13 protein-coding genes are annotated in these 15,589 nt (G+C 63.2%); 4 read left to right on the top strand and 9 right to left on the bottom strand.

The annotated features are described in order from the left end of the window. Positions 1-163 precede the first annotated feature (163 nt). Positions 164-1,393: a polysaccharide biosynthesis/export family protein gene (locus ACR0NB_RS15950; protein ID WP_480776207.1), complete on the top strand. Its 1,230-nt coding sequence runs from the start codon at positions 164-166 to the stop codon at positions 1,391-1,393. Here ACR0NB_RS15950 and ACR0NB_RS15955 read toward each other — a convergent pair. From ACR0NB_RS15955 to ACR0NB_RS15970, 4 genes are all read right to left on the bottom strand, one after another. Continuing rightward, positions 1,383-3,941: a hybrid sensor histidine kinase/response regulator gene (locus ACR0NB_RS15955; RefSeq protein ID WP_480776208.1), complete on the bottom strand. Its 2,559-nt coding sequence runs from the start codon at positions 3,939-3,941 to the stop codon at positions 1,383-1,385. The genes ACR0NB_RS15950 and ACR0NB_RS15955 overlap by 11 nt on opposite strands. A 61-nt stretch (positions 3,942-4,002) precedes the next feature. Further along, the gene (locus tag ACR0NB_RS15960) at positions 4,003-4,503 is read right to left on the bottom strand and encodes a putative pterin-binding protein (protein ID WP_254429016.1); all 501 of its coding nucleotides are present in this window, start codon (positions 4,501-4,503) and stop codon (positions 4,003-4,005) included. A gap of 100 nt (positions 4,504-4,603) precedes the next feature. Continuing rightward, entirely contained in the window at positions 4,604-5,491 is an 888-nt protein-coding gene (locus ACR0NB_RS15965; protein ID WP_480776209.1) for a UTP--glucose-1-phosphate uridylyltransferase, read from the bottom strand. A 21-nt stretch (positions 5,492-5,512) separates the two neighbouring features. Next, positions 5,513-6,886 carry a WecB/TagA/CpsF family glycosyltransferase gene (locus ACR0NB_RS15970; protein ID WP_480776210.1) on the bottom strand — a complete coding sequence of 458 codons (1,374 nt, stop codon included), beginning with the start codon at positions 6,884-6,886 and terminating at the stop codon, positions 5,513-5,515. Positions 6,887-7,139: 253 nt separating this feature from the next. Between ACR0NB_RS15970 and ACR0NB_RS15975 the strand changes: the two genes are divergently transcribed. The 3 genes from ACR0NB_RS15975 to ACR0NB_RS15985 all read left to right on the top strand — a co-directional run bounded on the left by ACR0NB_RS15975 (position 7,140) and on the right by ACR0NB_RS15985 (position 10,631). Further along, a complete protein-coding gene (locus ACR0NB_RS15975; RefSeq protein ID WP_170341595.1) occupies positions 7,140-7,754 on the top strand; it encodes a response regulator transcription factor in 615 nt (204 codons plus the stop codon). 115 nt (positions 7,755-7,869) lie between these two features. After that, the gene (locus ACR0NB_RS15980; protein ID WP_170371770.1) at positions 7,870-9,351 is read left to right on the top strand and encodes a GumC family protein; all 1,482 of its coding nucleotides are present in this window, start codon (positions 7,870-7,872) and stop codon (positions 9,349-9,351) included. After that, the gene (locus tag ACR0NB_RS15985; RefSeq protein ID WP_480776211.1) at positions 9,348-10,631 is read left to right on the top strand and encodes an O-antigen ligase domain-containing protein; all 1,284 of its coding nucleotides are present in this window, start codon (positions 9,348-9,350) and stop codon (positions 10,629-10,631) included. The genes ACR0NB_RS15980 and ACR0NB_RS15985 overlap by 4 nt, the downstream gene beginning before the upstream one ends. On the opposite strand, the gene phoB is transcribed toward ACR0NB_RS15985, so the two are convergent. Genes phoB through pstC form a run of 5 tightly spaced genes read right to left on the bottom strand, consistent with a single transcriptional unit; the run spans position 10,616 to position 15,533 of the window. Beyond that, positions 10,616-11,299 carry a phosphate regulon transcriptional regulator PhoB gene (gene phoB, locus ACR0NB_RS15990; protein ID WP_170341606.1) on the bottom strand — a complete coding sequence of 228 codons (684 nt, stop codon included), beginning with the start codon at positions 11,297-11,299 and terminating at the stop codon, positions 10,616-10,618. The two genes, ACR0NB_RS15985 and phoB, sit on opposite strands and share 16 nt — an antisense overlap. Then, a complete protein-coding gene (gene phoU, locus ACR0NB_RS15995) occupies positions 11,299-12,027 on the bottom strand; it encodes a phosphate signaling complex protein PhoU (RefSeq protein ID WP_244952437.1) in 729 nt (242 codons plus the stop codon). Before phoU ends, phoB begins: the two co-directional genes overlap by 1 nt. Continuing rightward, entirely contained in the window at positions 12,024-12,821 is a 798-nt protein-coding gene (gene pstB / locus ACR0NB_RS16000) for a phosphate ABC transporter ATP-binding protein PstB (RefSeq protein ID WP_170365781.1), read from the bottom strand. Before pstB ends, phoU begins: the two co-directional genes overlap by 4 nt. 19 nt (positions 12,822-12,840) lie before the next feature. Further along, positions 12,841-14,145 carry a phosphate ABC transporter permease PstA gene (gene pstA / locus ACR0NB_RS16005; protein ID WP_093963306.1) on the bottom strand — a complete coding sequence of 435 codons (1,305 nt, stop codon included), beginning with the start codon at positions 14,143-14,145 and terminating at the stop codon, positions 12,841-12,843. Positions 14,146-14,156: 11 nt separating this feature from the next. Further along, on the bottom strand, positions 14,157-15,533 hold the full coding sequence (gene pstC, locus ACR0NB_RS16010; protein WP_480776212.1) for a phosphate ABC transporter permease subunit PstC: 1,377 nt from the start codon (positions 15,531-15,533) through the stop codon (positions 14,157-14,159). Between the last annotated feature and the right edge of the window lie 56 nt (positions 15,534-15,589).

A 15,589-nucleotide genomic window follows, 5' to 3' on the forward strand; every position in this document is an offset into this window, starting at 1 on the left:
CTGTTGTACGGGTGACCAAGGCCTGTGTCCCGGACGCGGTCGTACGGGGCAGGGGACCGTTCGGAGAGGGACCTATCCGAATGGGACAAGCCGCCATACCGATGCCGGGCTGACGCAGGCCGCGCGGCAGGGTTTATCTTCTGTGACAGATCAGGAGATGAAAATGACCATGAATTTCAAGACCTTCCTTATTACGGCCGTCAGCGCCTCGACCCTGCTGGGGTGCAGCAGCATGCAGACCCCGCGCAACATCGAAGCCGTATCACGCGGCGAAAGCTATCAGGCGCAATACCGCGAACCCGGACGTCGGCGGGGCGACACGCCGTTGCTGCAGGCCGCCGCGATGAACGGCCAGACTTGCATGCCGCAGGCCGGCGATCAGGGCGCAAATGCATATGCGAAATGGGCGCAACCCGCGCTCAGCCCCTTGCTGGGCGAGAAACTGTCGCGCAACGACATGGTCCAGATCACCATCGAAGGGGACGACCTGCTGAGCGACGCTTATGTCGTTTCGCGTGACGGAGACCTCAAGCTGCCCTACCTGCCGCCCGTGCGCGCCCAGGGCCGCACCACCGAGCAGGTCGAACAAGAGGTGGCCCGCGTTCTGGTTGCGGCCCAGTTCTATGACGCCGAACCCCGCGTGACCGTGCGGGTCAGCGATTTCGCCTCGGTGACAGTGGGTGTGCGCGGCGCAGTGTTCGAGCCGCACTCGGTCGAGATCGGCGGTGTTCCGGGCGATTCCCTCGACCGTCGGCGCCAGGGCGCGCTGGGGGCCTCGACCGAGGGGCGCAACCTGTCGGTGGCGCTGCGGGCCGCAGGCGGGGTGCGGCCGGATGCCGATCTGTCAGCGGTCGAGCTGCACCGCCAGGGGCGCATCTATCGCATGGATCTGCGTGGTGTGTTCGAAGGATCGGACCCGACCGATATCATGCTGCTGACCGGCGACCAGATCGTGGTCAACAGCCGCGGGTGCTTCCAGGACGCGCTGATGCGCCCCAGCCCGATCAGCCCGCCCGGCGTGACGCTATACATGTCGAACCTGACCCAACCGGCCGCGGGCAATGCAGAATCCGCCATCGGACGCGACGTGCGTGAAGTGCCCTATGGCACCCGTTTCCTGCAGGCCGTGGTTGACAGCAACTGCGTCGGCGGGTCGAAAACCACGAACGCCAACCGCAGTGCTGTACTGTTCACGCGCAACCCCGTAACCGGGTCCTCGGTCGTCATCGAGCGCAATATCGAAAAGCTGCTGCGGCGCGGAGACCGCGACGACTTCGATCCCTATGTTCTGCCGGGTGATGCCGTGGCCTGTTACGACAGCAAGGTCACCGGAGTGACCGAAATCGCCCGGTCGCTGGGCATCGTCGGGGCCGCCGCGCTGCTCATCCCTTGATCGCACCGGGGGCAGGCAGGGCAGCCTTTGCCCGCTCCCAAACCTCGGGCAGACCGTTCAACAGGTCGGCGACCTGCTGACGGTCTGCGGATTTTGCAGACATCTCGATCGCAATCAGCGCATCGCGGAACCCCATCGCGCCGAAGGTCGCCGCGCTTCCCGCCAGCCTGTGACACTCCTGCGCGACCTGGTCCAGATCGGCTTCACCGCCGTCCAACTGGGCAAGCTGCGCGACGACGGCATCCCCTTCGGACAAGTATTTGGCAAGCAACCGGTCAAAGACGTCGGCGCCGAGGCTGGCGCGCAGATCTCCGATATGATCCGTTTCGTCCTCGGACCGGGTCGAAGCTCCGGGGCCGGTGACAACCGACAAGGCCTTGCGCAAGGCATCCAGGGCAATCGGCTTGCCGACAAAGGCTGTCATACCGGCGGCGCGGAACGCGTCGACCGCATCAGGCAGCACGTTGGCCGAAACGGCAATGATCGGTATCTCCGCCGAAGGCCCACCCCCGCTGCGGATGTGGCGCGTGGCCGTCGGGCCGTCCATGACCGGCATGCTGATATCCATCAGGATCACGTCGAACCGATGCGCAGCCGCCGCGTCCACGCCCAGTTGGCCGTTCTCGGCAACCGTCACCCGGTGACCGTCCAGTTTCAGCATGTTGCAGATCACCTCGCGGTTGATCTCGTTGTCTTCGACCACCAGCACGTCCAACGGCTGTGCGTGCTGAACCTCTGGCTGGTCGCTGTCAACGTTGGCGTCCAATTCCGCGTCCTGCAGCGGCAGACGAACCCAGAATACACTGCCCTCGCCGGGTGTGCTTTCAACGCCGATCTCGCCGCCCATGGCCCGAGCAAACCGACGTGCGATGCCCAGGCCCAGACCGGTGCCGCCGGCGGCCCGACCGATGCTTGGATCGCTGGTGTGAAAATCGTCAAAGATGACGTCGACCTCATCAGGGCCGATACCGATACCCGTGTCGATGATGCGGAATTCAAAGATGTTGACGCCGGCCGTTGGGCCAGGCTCGGTTACTTCGACCTCGATCGAGATCCGGCCGTTTTCGGTGAACTTGATGGCATTGCCCACAAGGTTCAGAAGAATCTGCCGCAACCTTTGGGCATCGGCGGCAACACAGGGGCGCGCCTCGCCCACCCATTGCCACGAGATGGAGTTCCCACGCGAGGCAGCGTTGCCGCTTTGACCGTCCACAATCTCTTGCAGGATGTCGTTCAGGTTCGAGGGCTGCAACGCCACCGACAGTTTCCCGGCCTCGAACCGGGCGATGTCCAGAACGGTGTCGACGTGGTTAAGGAGGATCTGGCCCGAGATTTCCATGTTCTCGACAAACCGTGCCTGTTCCCGCGACGTGCGGGTGTTTTTCAACAGCGTGAGGTTGCCCAGCAGCCCGTTCAGCGGCGTGCGGATCTCGTGGCTCATCACGGTCAGGAAATCGGCCTTGGCCTTTTCGCCGGCAAGGGCCTGGTCGCGGGCATGGATCAGTTCCTGCTGCGCCGCCACCTGCTGCGAGATGTCGCGGACAAAGCCGATGACGATTTCCTGATCGCCCGCCCGGGCCGACTGCAGCGCCAGTTCGACCGGGAACTGCTCGCCATCCGCGCGCATCGCTTCCAACTGGACACGGCCTTTGCCGACGACATGGCGTTCCCCGCCAGACTGCATGCGCACCATGCCGGCGCGATGTGCCTCACGCAGATGCGGCGGCACGATCAGGTCACCGATCGAGCGCCCCCGGGCCTGATCCGCCGTATAGCCGAATATTGCCTCGGCGGCTGGGTTGAACTCGATCACGTCGCCCTTGGCATCGACCACGATCACCCCGTCCAACGAGGTGGAGAGGATCGTGTTCATCCGTTCATTCGCCTGCCGCAGGGCCCGGCCGCGCCGCGTGGCGCGCCGGTTGACCACCAGAAGATAGGCGCTGACAGCACCCAGGGTCAGAAGCAACGCCCCCGACAGAATCGCCAACCGCAGCAGGTTTGCCGCCGTCTGGGTGCGCTGCTGGTCTGACTCGGTGGCAAAATACGAGATGCCCGAAACGGCCAACGTGCGGACATGCGGACCGATCTCAAGGGCGGCGCGTTTCAGATCGTCCAGTTGTTCGGACAGCTCGGCATCCGGCGCGTCGATCAACGGGATTGCGGCGTTCAGGTGCCGGGTCACCCGCTCCAACGGCAGGCGGAACCGGTCATCCTGGCGCAACGGCTGGAATACGCGTGATTGGGCCAGCGTATCGACACGGCTGTAAAACAGATCGAACCGCCGGCGCACCAGATCCAACGTGCCATTTTGCGCGTCCTGCGCCGCCGACGCGGTTTCCAGAGCGTTCAGGTATGACAGATAGTCGACCTCGACCTGCGACAGCGTCCATTGGACATTGTCCGAAGGCGCCGCTCGCCGGTCGTTGAAATCGGTAAACACCTGCGCCGACAACCACGCCACCGTGACCAGACCCAACAAAACGCCGAAGCCGATGAGCCCGAAGACCCATCGGCGGCGCAAAACCTGCGTATCGGTATCGCTCAATCCGAGCCTCATCGATTGTTCACTGCGCTTTACTCATTACTGCACTCATTCCGGTTGCAAGCTATTTAACGACCTCAAGACGATCGAGTTGCCAGATGCTGCGCGAATAGGTCACCTCGGTCTGGTATTTCGGGTCGCTGTCATAGGGGTAGACGATCCACAGCGGGCCCTTCTGCCGGCGCGACATCTCGGCGCCGTCCATCTCATAGGCCACAATCGGGTCGCTTTCGGTGACCGAGTCCATGGGGATTTCGACCGCATAGTCGTTGATCGCCGTGGCGCGGATCATGCTTCCATCGGCACCGACTGCTTGTAACACCACCGACAACGGTACGCCGACAAAGGTGTTCTCACCTTCAGTCCAGATCGTCGAGGTCGCAAAAGTCCGCGCGGGCAAGGATTTCAACATGTCCATGTCGAACCGCGCACCATCCTCGGCTCCGGACTGGGTCAGGTTGCCGGTGATCGTCAGAACCACGTCTCCGGTGGGTTCGGCCAGATCCTGGGCCTGTGCCTGGCCCAAGGTCAGAATCATTGCCAGGGCTGCAAGTAAAATCCGCATTTCATTCTCCTAGTGTCCAACTGCACAAGATCAGAAAGCGTGACCGGGCAACAGTCGGGCATCGGGATAAGCACCTATCCAAACGGATAGGTGCCCGCCGTTACGCAGCCGGGCGCAGGTGGCCCATGCGCTGTGCCATGATCCGCTCAAACCCTTCGCGCAGCTCTGACCGCTGCAGGGCAAAGACCGCGGTGGCCTCAAGATATCCGGCGACCGACCCGCAGTCGAAGCGTTCACCCGCAAAGGCGTAGCCCGAGCAGCCAGCGGTTTGGATATCCGCAGCGATGGCGTCGGTCAGCTGGATTTCATTTCCCGCACCCGGTGCCTGGCCGGCCAGTCGATCAAAGATCGACGGCTGCAGGATATACCGCCCGACGATGCCGTAGTTCGACGGCGCCTGCTCGGGGCTGGGCTTTTCGACCAGGCCGCGCAGCTTTTGCACACGCCCGGCCTGCAGGGCGATATCGACGACGCCGTAGGACCCGATCCTGTCGGACGGCACGGATTGGGTCGCAACCATGTGGCCGCTCTGGTCACAATAGCTTTGGACCATCTGTGACAGGGTCGGGCGTCGGGCGCTGATGACGTCATCGGGCAGGATCACCGCAAACGGCTCATTGCCCACACACTCGCGCGCCAGCGACACCGCATGGCCCAATCCACGGGGCGCGTCCTGCCGGACAAAGCAGTATTTGCCATCCTCCAGATCGGCGCAGCGCAGGTTGTTCAAAAGCTCGGTCTTGCCACCATCCTTCAACTTGCGTTCAAGCGCCGTATTCCGCCCGAAATAGGCCTCGAGCGCGGTTTTCTCGGGTGACGTGATGAAGATGAATTCTTCAATCCCGGCCGCGCGCGCCTCGTCGACCGCATATTGGATCAGCGGGCGGTCGATCAGGGGCAGCATTTCCTTGGCCACGGTCTTGGTCGCGGGCAGAAACCTTGTGCCCAGTCCGGCGACAGGAAAGACGGCTTTGCGAATCTTGGTCATATCAATTCTCCTTTGGTTTTCTCAGTAGGCGCCGCGGCCGGACACGACGGCCCGCACGGTCATGGCAATCAGCATCAGATCCAGAAGGGCCGAGCGGGACCGCACATAGGCCGTGTCCAGATCGATCATCCGGTCAAAGTCGATGGCGGCCCGGCCCGACACCTGCCACAGCCCGGTGATCCCGGGGCGGACGGCCAGGCGTTCAAGCGCGCGGGGCGGGTATTTGGCGACCTCCTCGGGCAGGGCAGGGCGCGGTCCGACGATCGACATGTCGCCCTTCAACACGTTGAGGATCTGCGGCAACTCATCCAGCGAAAAGCGGCGCAGAACCTTGCCCACCCGTGTGACACGCGGATCGTGACGGGCCTTGAAGCACACGCCTGCGCGGTCGGACTGCGCCAGCAGGCTGGCCCTTTGCGCTTCGGCGTCTGTGGTCATCGAGCGGAACTTGTAGACGGTGAAAGGCACCCCGTTCCTGCCAACCCGCGTCTGCCGGAACAGGGCCGGGCCGCGGCTGTCCAGCCGGACAAGGGCGGCAATGGCCAGCATCGGCAAGGCCAGAACCGTCATGGCCGCCAGCGCAACGGTCAGGTCAAGAATACGGTTGGGCGTCAGCCCGCCAAGAGCCTGGGCGACGCACCGGCCCAGAAATTCGAAATTTCCGATCAGATAGCGGCGGGCCATGCGGCGTGGCTCCATCGCCAACCGCCACGCCCATTCCATCCGAACCCGCCGTACGATCCCGGGCGCCCGCCGGACGTTGCCCGCCAGAAAGTCGAACAACGCGCCGACACCCAGCACCAGGTTCGGGTTCAGCCGTGCGCGGTGCTGCGTAATCCACAGTTCTTGCAGCGGAACGCCCATGGCCACCAGCAGGATATCTGCGCCGGACTGGTTGATTTCGTCCAAGGCTTCGTCCGTCCGTTCGATGCCACTATACCCGTCGCGGAAACCGGCAATCCTCAGGCCGGGCGCCATGTCTTGCAGGCGCGCTGCCGCGGCCTGTGCGGTGCCGGGCGTTCCGCCCAGCAGATAGACCGTCTGGCCCAGCTTGGCCGCGCGCCGGACCAGGCGCGGGACAAAGTCGGTTCCGTTCAAGTTCTCGGCCAGGTGTTCGCCCTGCATCGCGGCGGCAAGCTCGACCCCGATCCCGTCGGGAAGGACGAGGTCGGCTTGCGTCAGGGCTGCTCGATATTGGTCATTCTTTGCCCGGACATTTGCGCAATGGGCGTTCAGGAAAAAGACGGTCCGGCGGTGACCATCCAAAAGCGTGGTGATGACCGGCCCGGATTCTGCATTCACCACCGGCTGCCCGAGGATTTCGGTGATCGGCAGCGCGGTGCCGAGCGTGGTGTGTGCGCCGTCGAAAAGGGCGTGAGCGGCTTGAAAGTGCATGGAACTCTCCGAACATGAACTGAACTGTTGCTCTGAACCTGCCCGTTGTGCCGGCACCGCAACAGACGAGCATCGGGAGAGCGCGCGGAGAAATCGGCTGACTGACACGGCCCCGATGCGGCTCCGCGCGGACATCCGGCCAGTTGCTCCTATCCGATCGGGTATCTGCCTGTCCGTTCGGCAGGCTTCACCGCCAATCATCAATGGTTTATTAACCTTTTCAGGTCTGGGTGGAGGCACATGGAGTTCATTGATGAAAGTTCTTATCGCCGACGATCACGAACTGGTTCTGGACACGCTCGTCGCCTTCATCGAGGCCGCGGGCGGGATCGAACCCACCACCGCGCCGGATTTTGCGACGGCAAAAGCCAAGATCGAATCCGAAGGTCCGTTTGATCTGGTGCTGCTGGATCTGAACATGCCGGGCATGAACGGGCTGAGCGGGTTGGAAACCTGCATTGGCATGGATCGCGCGCGGCATGTGGCTCTGTTCACCGGCGATGCCTCGCGCGATCTGGCTGAACGTGCGCTCGAGCTGGGGGCAGCCGGGTTTGTGCCCAAGACCCTGCCGGCCAAATCACTGGTAAACGCCATCCGTTTCATGGCCATGGGTGAGCAATATCTGCCCGTCGGTTTCATGAGCGCCGAGCAGCCGAACGACACCCACCCGATGGCCAAAAAACTGACCGAGCGCGAACGCCAGGTCCTCAAAGGCCTGACCGAGGGCAAGTCGAACAAGGAGATCGCCCGCGATCTGGACCTGTCCGAGCCCACGATCAAGCTGCATGTGAAAACGCTGTACCGCAAAGTGGGTGTCAGCAACCGCACCCAGGCCGCGATGGCCGCGCGCGAGGCGGGCCTGTTCTGACCCGCGCCCATCCTTTCGGATAGGGGGCCTGTCCCAACCCGCCCCGGCCTAACCCCTTGCGCAGCGGACAGCCCAAGCCGCATCCGTATATCAATCCTGTAAGAGAGGATTTGATATGCCGAACCAGATTTCCGACAACCGTCAAACGCTTGCGACAAACCGCCCCTGGGACTGGGCGCGCATCAGCCGCACTGACATCCGGTCGCTGGGCTGGCGGCGCGTTCTCAAAGGCGGGCGGCTGACCGATGCGGGACGGCTGCCGCGATACGTTGCGTTGTTTCTTCTGGGATCCAGCTGCATTTGGGCCCCGATCAGCGGGTATCTGGCAACCGCGCCGGTCAAATACGCATCCCACGCCTCGTTGATCCTGCCGGGGTCGGGTGCGTCGGCCTCGGTTAATCTGGCCAATATCGGGCAGGCCTCGTCTTACGCCAATTCGGCCTTTGCCAACGGTTCGATCAGCCCCACCGAAACCTACAAGCGGCTGTTGTCGGCCGATCGCATTCTGGATGCGGCGGCACGCGCCGTCGGGGCCGAGCGCGATGCGTTCGGCAAGCCGCGCATCCGCCTGGTGGATCAGACCAGCCTGATCCACATCGAAATGGAGGCCGCCAGCCCGGGGGACGCGCAACGCCACGGCGATGCCCTTGTTGCTGCGTTCTTCGCCGAGATCGACGCCTTGCGCGCGGACGAGATCGCCACGCGCGAAGCAAGCAACAGTGGCGCAATCGACGACTATCAGCGCTCCGTTCGTGAAACCCGCGCTGCGATCGAGCAGTTGCAGCGGCAGAGCGGGCTGCTCTCGGCCGCCCAATACCGTGAGCAGGTGGCCGCCAATGACCGCGCGCGCCAGACGCTGCGGGCCGAGGAAAGCACGCTGGCCCGCCAGGCCGAGCGGGTCGCGGCGCTTGAGACTGCGCTGGATTTGCCGCCGGATGCCGCCGCGGTCACGCTGAAGCTGTACGCCGACGCGCAATACATGTCATTGCTCAAGGATGTTTCGGCCGGCGCGGCCAAGCTGGCGCAGGCCGATGCCAATTACGGGCCGCGCCATCCGGTCTATCGCGCAGCGCGGGACGAATATGAAGGCGCACGGAAGGTTGCCGTCCTACGCGCGGCCGAGGTGACCGGCCTGTCGGTCGAGCAGCTCTCGGGTCTGGACCGCGCCCCCGAGGGAGAGCGTGCGCAGTTGCTGAGCGAGCTTGTCCGCGAAAACGCCCTGCGCGCGGGGCAGGAAAAGCACGTAAAAACCCTCGCCGCACAGGTCGCGGCCGAAACTGCGCGCCTGTCCGCGCTGGCGTCGATGGCGGCTGAACTTGAAGACCGCCAAAGGGATTTTGCCGTGGCCGAAGCCGTCTTTGCCTCGGCCATCGCCCGGTCGGAATCGAAAAAGACCGATGTCTACGCCTCGTACCCGCTGATCCAGGTGCTGGAAAATCCGTCGCTGCCGGAACGGCCGTCTTCACCCAACAAGAAGCTGTCGATCGCGGCCGGGATTGCCGCCACGTTGATGCTTCTGATCGGGCTGACGCTGGCATGGGTCCGCAACCCGCTGATCTCGCGGCTGTTGAAAGACGCAGGCGAGAACAAGGCATGAGCCAGGCCGCGCCGCAGAACCCGGCCGAGCGGCTTGTCTTGCGCGCGCTGGTCTGGACATGGCCGTTCTATGCCATCGGCGCGCTCTATGTCGTCGGGCCGGTACTGGGATGGTCCCTGGCGGGGTTGGCGGGGTTGGCTTTGTATCTGGGGCCGGCGATTCGTCCGGATCTGCGGGCCACGGGGCCGGTTCCGGCGCTGGCTTGGCTGTGGATGGCCGGCATGTTGTTGATGCTGTTTGCACTGTGGGCCGGCCATCTGGATTGGGGGCTGGGGCTGGGCAAGACCATCAAGTCCTCGATCGGCTGGGCCAAGGGCTGGGCGCTTATTCCATTGTTCATCCTGGCCGGGGCCGTGCTGCCGATCCGGCGCGAGGTTCTGGTGCGAGGCCAGTGCAAGCTGGGGCTGTGGACCCTGTGCCTTGCGCCCCCGCTGTTGGCTGCACCTTATCTGGGCCTGCCAAGCCAGATCTTCACCTCACCGCTCAAGGCGGTCGGGGGGCCGGGGCCCGAGTACTTCTCCGTCTATCTCTACACGATCGACCCGGCCAGTTGGACGCCCCGGTGGCAGTTCTTCGCGCCCTGGTCACCATTTGCCGCCCTGCTGGGGGTATGCATGGTCCTGTTCGCGCTCGAAGATCGGCACCGGGGATGGATGGCCGTCGGGCTGAGCGCGGGTATTCTCATGATCCTGGCGTCAAAATCCCGCATGGGGCTGGTCGGGCTGGTGGCCTGCACGCTGGGGCCGCGCCTTTTGCCGCTGGTGGCGCGCAGCGTCGGATGGTTTCTGGTGTCGGCCGTGGCGACGGCGTCTGCGGCGTGGGGTGCCGCCGCGATCGATCTCGGCAATCAGGCGCTGCAGAATTTCAAATCGGCGCGCGCCGACAGCACCCGCGTGCGCGAAACCCTGCAACGCATCGCCTATGAACGCTGGCAGTCCGACGCGGTGCTCTTTGGTCACGGAACGGTTCAGCCCGGTGCGCATTTGGTCGAATACATGCCCATCGGAAGCCACCACACTTGGTACGGCCTTCTGTTCGTCAAGGGCATCACCGGCTTCGTGGCGTTTCTTGTCCCCTTCGCCGTGCATTTCGGCGTGGTGATCACCGACGCCGTCCGGTCGGCGCGCGGGCGCCTGCCGCTGGGCCTGCTGATGACCCTGCTGCTGCTGACCTTCGGCGAAAACATCGAGATCGAGGCCTATCTGCTCTGGCCGGCGCTGCTGATGCTGGGGTGCCACCTGCGCGAAATGGCAGGGACCGGTGCTCAGCCGAGCGCGTAACCAGCCCCGCGTACGGTGCGGATCGGATCATCCCCCCCACGCACGGTCAGAGCTTTACGCAAACGCCCGATATGCACGTCGACGGTCCGGGTATCCACGTAGATATCGCGCCCCCAGACCCGGTCGAGCAATTGTTCGCGACTCCAGACCCGGCCCGGCTTTTCCATGAAGGTCGACAGCAGCCGGAACTCTGTCGGGCCCAGCTTGATGTCCTCGTCCGCGCGGGTCACGCGGTGCGTCTCGGCATCAAGGACGATGTCATCGTATTCCAACCGCTCGCCCACGGCTGCGGGGCGGGTCCGCCGGAACTGGGATTTGACTCGGGCCATCAGCTCGATCACCGAATAGGGCTTGGTGACATAGTCGTCGGCACCTGTCTCCAGCCCGCGCACCTTGTCGACCTCTTCGGATTTTGCCGAGAGCATGATCACCGGAATTGCACGGGTCGCGGCCGTCATCTTCAGTTGGCGGCAAATTTCGATCCCGGAAACGCCGGGCAGCATCCAGTCCAACAGGATCAGATCGGGCGGCACTTCCTTGATCTGCAACAACGCCTCGTCACCGGTTTCAGCCTGGCGCACGTCAAAGCCTTCGGCCTCGAGGTTGTAGCAGATGATCTCGCGCTGCGCGGGCTCGTCTTCGACGACAAGGATCGATGGCGTTGGCATCACAGGACCTCGGTGGTTTCCGTTGGTGTCTTGTCGAGGCGCGGGCGGTCATCATCAGGCAACTGCCCACTGACAAGGTAGATGGTCTGCTCCGCGATCCCGGTAGCATGATCACCGATCCGCTCGAGGTTTTTGGCCACGAAATGCAGATGCATGCCCGGGGTGATATTGCCCGGGTTCTCCATCATATGGGTCAGCAGAGCGCGAAACACGTTATTGTACATCGCATCCACATCAGCGTCACGTTCACGGATGGCCTGGGCCTTGTCCGCGTCCCGCTGGATGAAGCAATCCAGGGCATCCGCAATCATGCTCTGCACCAGCTGGGCCTGACGCGCTATGGCCGATTTGACTTCGTCCAAACTCGCCGAGTCCGCCAGGGTCACGGCACGCTTGGCGATGTTTTTTGCATGGTCCCCACTGCGCTCAAGCTGGTTGGCGATGGTGAAGGTCGCCAGGACCACGCGCAGGTCGATGGCCGTAGGCGCGCGCCGCGCGATGATGTTAGCGCTGTCGTTCTTGACCATCTCTTCCAACTCGTCGATGGCGCGATCAGCCTTGACGGTGCGCGCGGCGAGTTCGACATCCTTGTCGCACAGTGCCCGGATCGCGTCCGACAGGCAGCTCTCGACCAACCCACCCATGCGCATCAGGTGCGCCTGAACGGACTCGAGTTCCTGATCAAAAGATCGGACGATGTGCTTGTCCTTCATGGCGTCCTGGGTCATCCGATTCTCCCGGTGATGTAGGATTCCGTGCGCGGGTCTTCGGGATTGGTGAAGATGTGCCCCGTGTCCCCGTATTCCACCAAGCTGCCGAGGTGGAAGAACGCCGTTTTCTGGCTGACCCGAGCCGCCTGCTGCATCGAGTGCGTGACAATCACCACCGAGAAGTTCAGCTTCAACTCGTCAATCAGTTCCTCGACCTGGGCGGTCGCGATTGGATCCAAAGCCGAGCACGGCTCGTCCATCAACAGGACCTCGGGTTCAGTGGCAACCGCGCGCGCGATGCAAAGGCGCTGCTGCTGACCGCCGGACAAGCCGGTGCCGGGCTCGTGCAGGCGATCCTTCACCTCATCCCAGATGGCCCCCCGGCGCAAGGATTTCTCAACGATGTCATCCAGATCGGCTTTTGTTCTGGCCAGCCCGTGGATCCGGGGACCATAGGCTACGTTGTCGTAGATCGACTTGGGGAACGGGTTCGGCTTTTGGAACACCATACCCACCTTGGCACGCAGCTGCACCGGGTCGATCCGTTTGTCGTAGATGTCTTCGTTGTCGATCCGGATGTCACCTTCGACCCGGCAGACGTCAATCGTGTCGTTCATCCGGTTCAGGCAGCGCAGGAACGTGGACTTGCCGCATCCGGACGGGCCGATGAAAGCGGTTACCGTCTTGTCGAGAATGTCGACCGATACGTCCTTGATTGCCTGGTTGTCGCCGTAAAAGACCTGGACGCCCTTCGCCTGAATTTTGATGGCGTCGACGGCGGCACTCGGCTCGATCTTGCTCATGTCGTTCATCATGATGACCCCTTTGCGCTTACCAGCTGCGCTCGAATTTGTTGCGAAGATAGATCGCGATTGCATTCATCGTGACCAGGAACCCCAGCAGCACCAGGATCGCGGCCGAGGTCCGGCTGACGAAGCCGCGCTCGGGGCTGTCAGCCCAGATGAAGATCTGCGTGGGTAGGGCGGTGGCACTGTCGAACGGGCCAGCCGGGGCCGAGGTGATGAACGCGTTCATCCCGATCAGCAGCAACGGAGCAGTTTCCCCCAAGGCCTGCGCCAGCCCGATGATCGTACCGGTCAGGATGCCGGGCATCGCCAGCGGCAGCACATGACCGAACACCACCTGGTGCTTGGACGCACCGATGCCCAGGGCCGCCTCGCGGATCGACGGCGGCACGGCCTTCAGCGCCGCGCGGGTGGCGATGATGATCGTCGGCATGGTCATCAGCGCCAGCGTCATGCCACCCACGAATGGGGCCGAGCGCGGTAGCCCGAACCAGCCGATGAACACCGCCAGCGCCAACAGGCCGAAAACGACCGACGGCACCGCGGCCAGGTTGTTGATGTTGACCTCGATGAAGTCACTGACCTTGTTCTTGGGCGCGAATTCCTCAAGGTAGATCGCCGCGCCGATGCCCAGCGGGAAGGAAATCACGAAACACACGAACAGCGCCCAGAACGACCCGATCAGCGCGCCCTTCAGGCCCGCCAATTCGGGGAACCGGCTGTCGGCATTGGTGACCAGGCCGGTGTTCAGCGGCTTGCTGATCACGCCTTCGGCCTTGAGCTGATCGAACCACGCAATCTCGGCATCGTTCAAGCGGCGGTTCTGTTCGGGCGTGTCGCGGTCGATGGTGCCCTTGTTCAGCTGGTCATACGGGTCAGATACCGGCACGGTCATCGTGATGGTCTGACCAATCAGCGCAGGGTCGGCCACCACCCGGTCGCGCAGATCAAACTGCGCTCCGTTGGACAGGATGCCTGACAGGGCCTTGCGGGTAGCCCGATCGCTGGTGTCCACCTCGGGCAGCAACTCGGACAGTGAGGCTTGCAGCACGTCCTTGAAACCTCCCCGCGGCAGCTTTTCGGGCTTGATCTCCTCGGGGTCGACATAGACCTCAAGCGTGATCTTGGTCTGGGTGAACGCCTGGTATCCGGATGACACCAGCGAGGCCACCAGGATGAACAGCATCAGAAATGCAAACCCGATGGCGCCCAGGCCAAGGCCCTGTAGTATCTTCTGTTTACGATTGCGGCGGGCCAGGCTGGCGCGCACGGCGTCGGCGGTGTCTCCGCCTTTGGGCGAATTGTTTTGTCCTGCGGTCAGGTCAGCCATGATTCTTGGCCTCAGTCATAGGCTTCGCGGTACTTGCGCACGATGCGCAGCGCGAAGACGTTGATGATCAGGGTGACGACGAACAGCATCATGCCCAAGGCAAAGGCTGCCAGCGTCTTGGGGTTGTCGAACGAGGTGTCGCCGATCAGAAGCGTGACGATCTGCACGGTCACCGTGGTCACGCTGTCCAGCGGGTTGATGGTCAGCGAGGCGATCAGACCGGCCGCCATCACCACGATCATGGTTTCCCCGATCGCGCGGCTGACGGCCAACAGGATGCCACCGACGATGCCGGGAATGGCGGCGGGGAACAGCACGTTCAGAACCGTCTCGGCCCGTGTCGCCCCCAAGGCCAGCGCTCCGTCGCGCAGAGATTTCGGCACGGCTGACAGGGCGTCGTCGGTAAAGGACGAGATGAACGGGATCAGCATGATGCCCATCACGCTGCCTGCGGCCAGCGCCGTGTTGGGCGAAACCGGAATGCCCAGTGAGGCTCCGAAACTGCGCATGACCGGGGCCACGACCAGGATCGCGAAGAAGCCATAGACCACGGTCGGTACGCCGGCCAGGATCTCCAGCACTGGCTTGGCCACCGCCCGCAAGCGGTCGGGCGCGAATTCGTTCAGATAGATGGCCGACAACAGGCCCACCGGCACCGCCAGGAACAACGCGACCACGGTAATTGCGATCGTGCCGAGGATGACCGGAAGCCAGCCAAAGGCACCTTCGGCCGCAATCTGGTCCTCGCGCAGAGGAATCTGCGGTTCCCAGTTCAGGCCGAAGAAGAACTCGGTGATCGGCACCATCTCGAAAAAGCGGATGGATTCGAACAGGAGCGCGGCAATGATGCCGACGGTCGTAAAGATGGCGACGGTCGAACAGAAGATCATCAGGCCGGAAACGATGCGTTCCACACTGTGACGGGCGCGGAATTCGACACCGACACGCGACCGGGCAAATGCCACGATGGCTAGTGACAGAATGACAACGATCGAAAGCAGGACCCATCCCGACATCTGATGCAGTTCAAGATACCGCTGGGCCGCGTCCAGTTTCCATTGTTCCGGCTCGCCGAAAATCTGCCCGCGCGAGATCGACTTGATCTCGGCCAGCACCAATTGACGCCCGCCAGTGTCCAATCCGTCAAGGCTGCCGGCAGGCAGACCCGACATGACCACATGGTCGATCACCGGCCCCTGCAGGATCAGCCAAAGTACGATCAGCACAAAGACCGGAACCAGCGTGGACAGAAAAGAAAACAGCCCGTGATAGCCGGGCAGGGAGTGCAGGGACGTCCCATCTGCGCGCAGACCGGCCGCAGCCCGTCTGTTCAGCAAATATCCAAGGATACTGACGCCCAACAGCGCCGCAAACACGAAAGTAGTCATCTGCCCCCCAGGCACAAAAATGGGCTGCCCGGTTTCGCGGCCGGACAGCCCTGTGA

This window comes from Ruegeria sp. CG3, assembly GCF_056537205.1.

Bases quoted from the DNA above. Each gene is read 5' to 3' on its own strand.
- ACR0NB_RS15965 (WP_480776209.1), bottom strand. From the start codon at position 5,491: ATGACCAAGATTCGCAAAGCCGTCTTTCCTGTCGCCGGACTGGGCACA.
- ACR0NB_RS15950 (WP_480776207.1), top strand. From the start codon at position 164: ATGACCATGAATTTCAAGACCTTCCTTATTACGGCCGTCAGCGCCTCG.
- pstA (WP_093963306.1), bottom strand. From the start codon at position 14,145: ATGGCTGACCTGACCGCAGGACAAAACAATTCGCCCAAAGGCGGAGAC.
- phoU (WP_244952437.1), bottom strand. From the start codon at position 12,027: ATGACCCAGGACGCCATGAAGGACAAGCACATCGTCCGATCTTTTGAT.
- pstB (WP_170365781.1), bottom strand. From the start codon at position 12,821: ATGAACGACATGAGCAAGATCGAGCCGAGTGCCGCCGTCGACGCCATC.
- ACR0NB_RS15985 (WP_480776211.1), top strand. From the start codon at position 9,348: ATGAGCCAGGCCGCGCCGCAGAACCCGGCCGAGCGGCTTGTCTTGCGC.
- ACR0NB_RS15970 (WP_480776210.1), bottom strand. From the start codon at position 6,886: ATGCACTTTCAAGCCGCTCACGCCCTTTTCGACGGCGCACACACCACG.
- phoB (WP_170341606.1), bottom strand. From the start codon at position 11,299: ATGCCAACGCCATCGATCCTTGTCGTCGAAGACGAGCCCGCGCAGCGC.
- ACR0NB_RS15980 (WP_170371770.1), top strand. From the start codon at position 7,870: ATGCCGAACCAGATTTCCGACAACCGTCAAACGCTTGCGACAAACCGC.
- ACR0NB_RS15960 (WP_254429016.1), bottom strand. From the start codon at position 4,503: ATGCGGATTTTACTTGCAGCCCTGGCAATGATTCTGACCTTGGGCCAG.
- ACR0NB_RS15975 (WP_170341595.1), top strand. From the start codon at position 7,140: ATGAAAGTTCTTATCGCCGACGATCACGAACTGGTTCTGGACACGCTC.
- pstC (WP_480776212.1), bottom strand. From the start codon at position 15,533: ATGACTACTTTCGTGTTTGCGGCGCTGTTGGGCGTCAGTATCCTTGGA.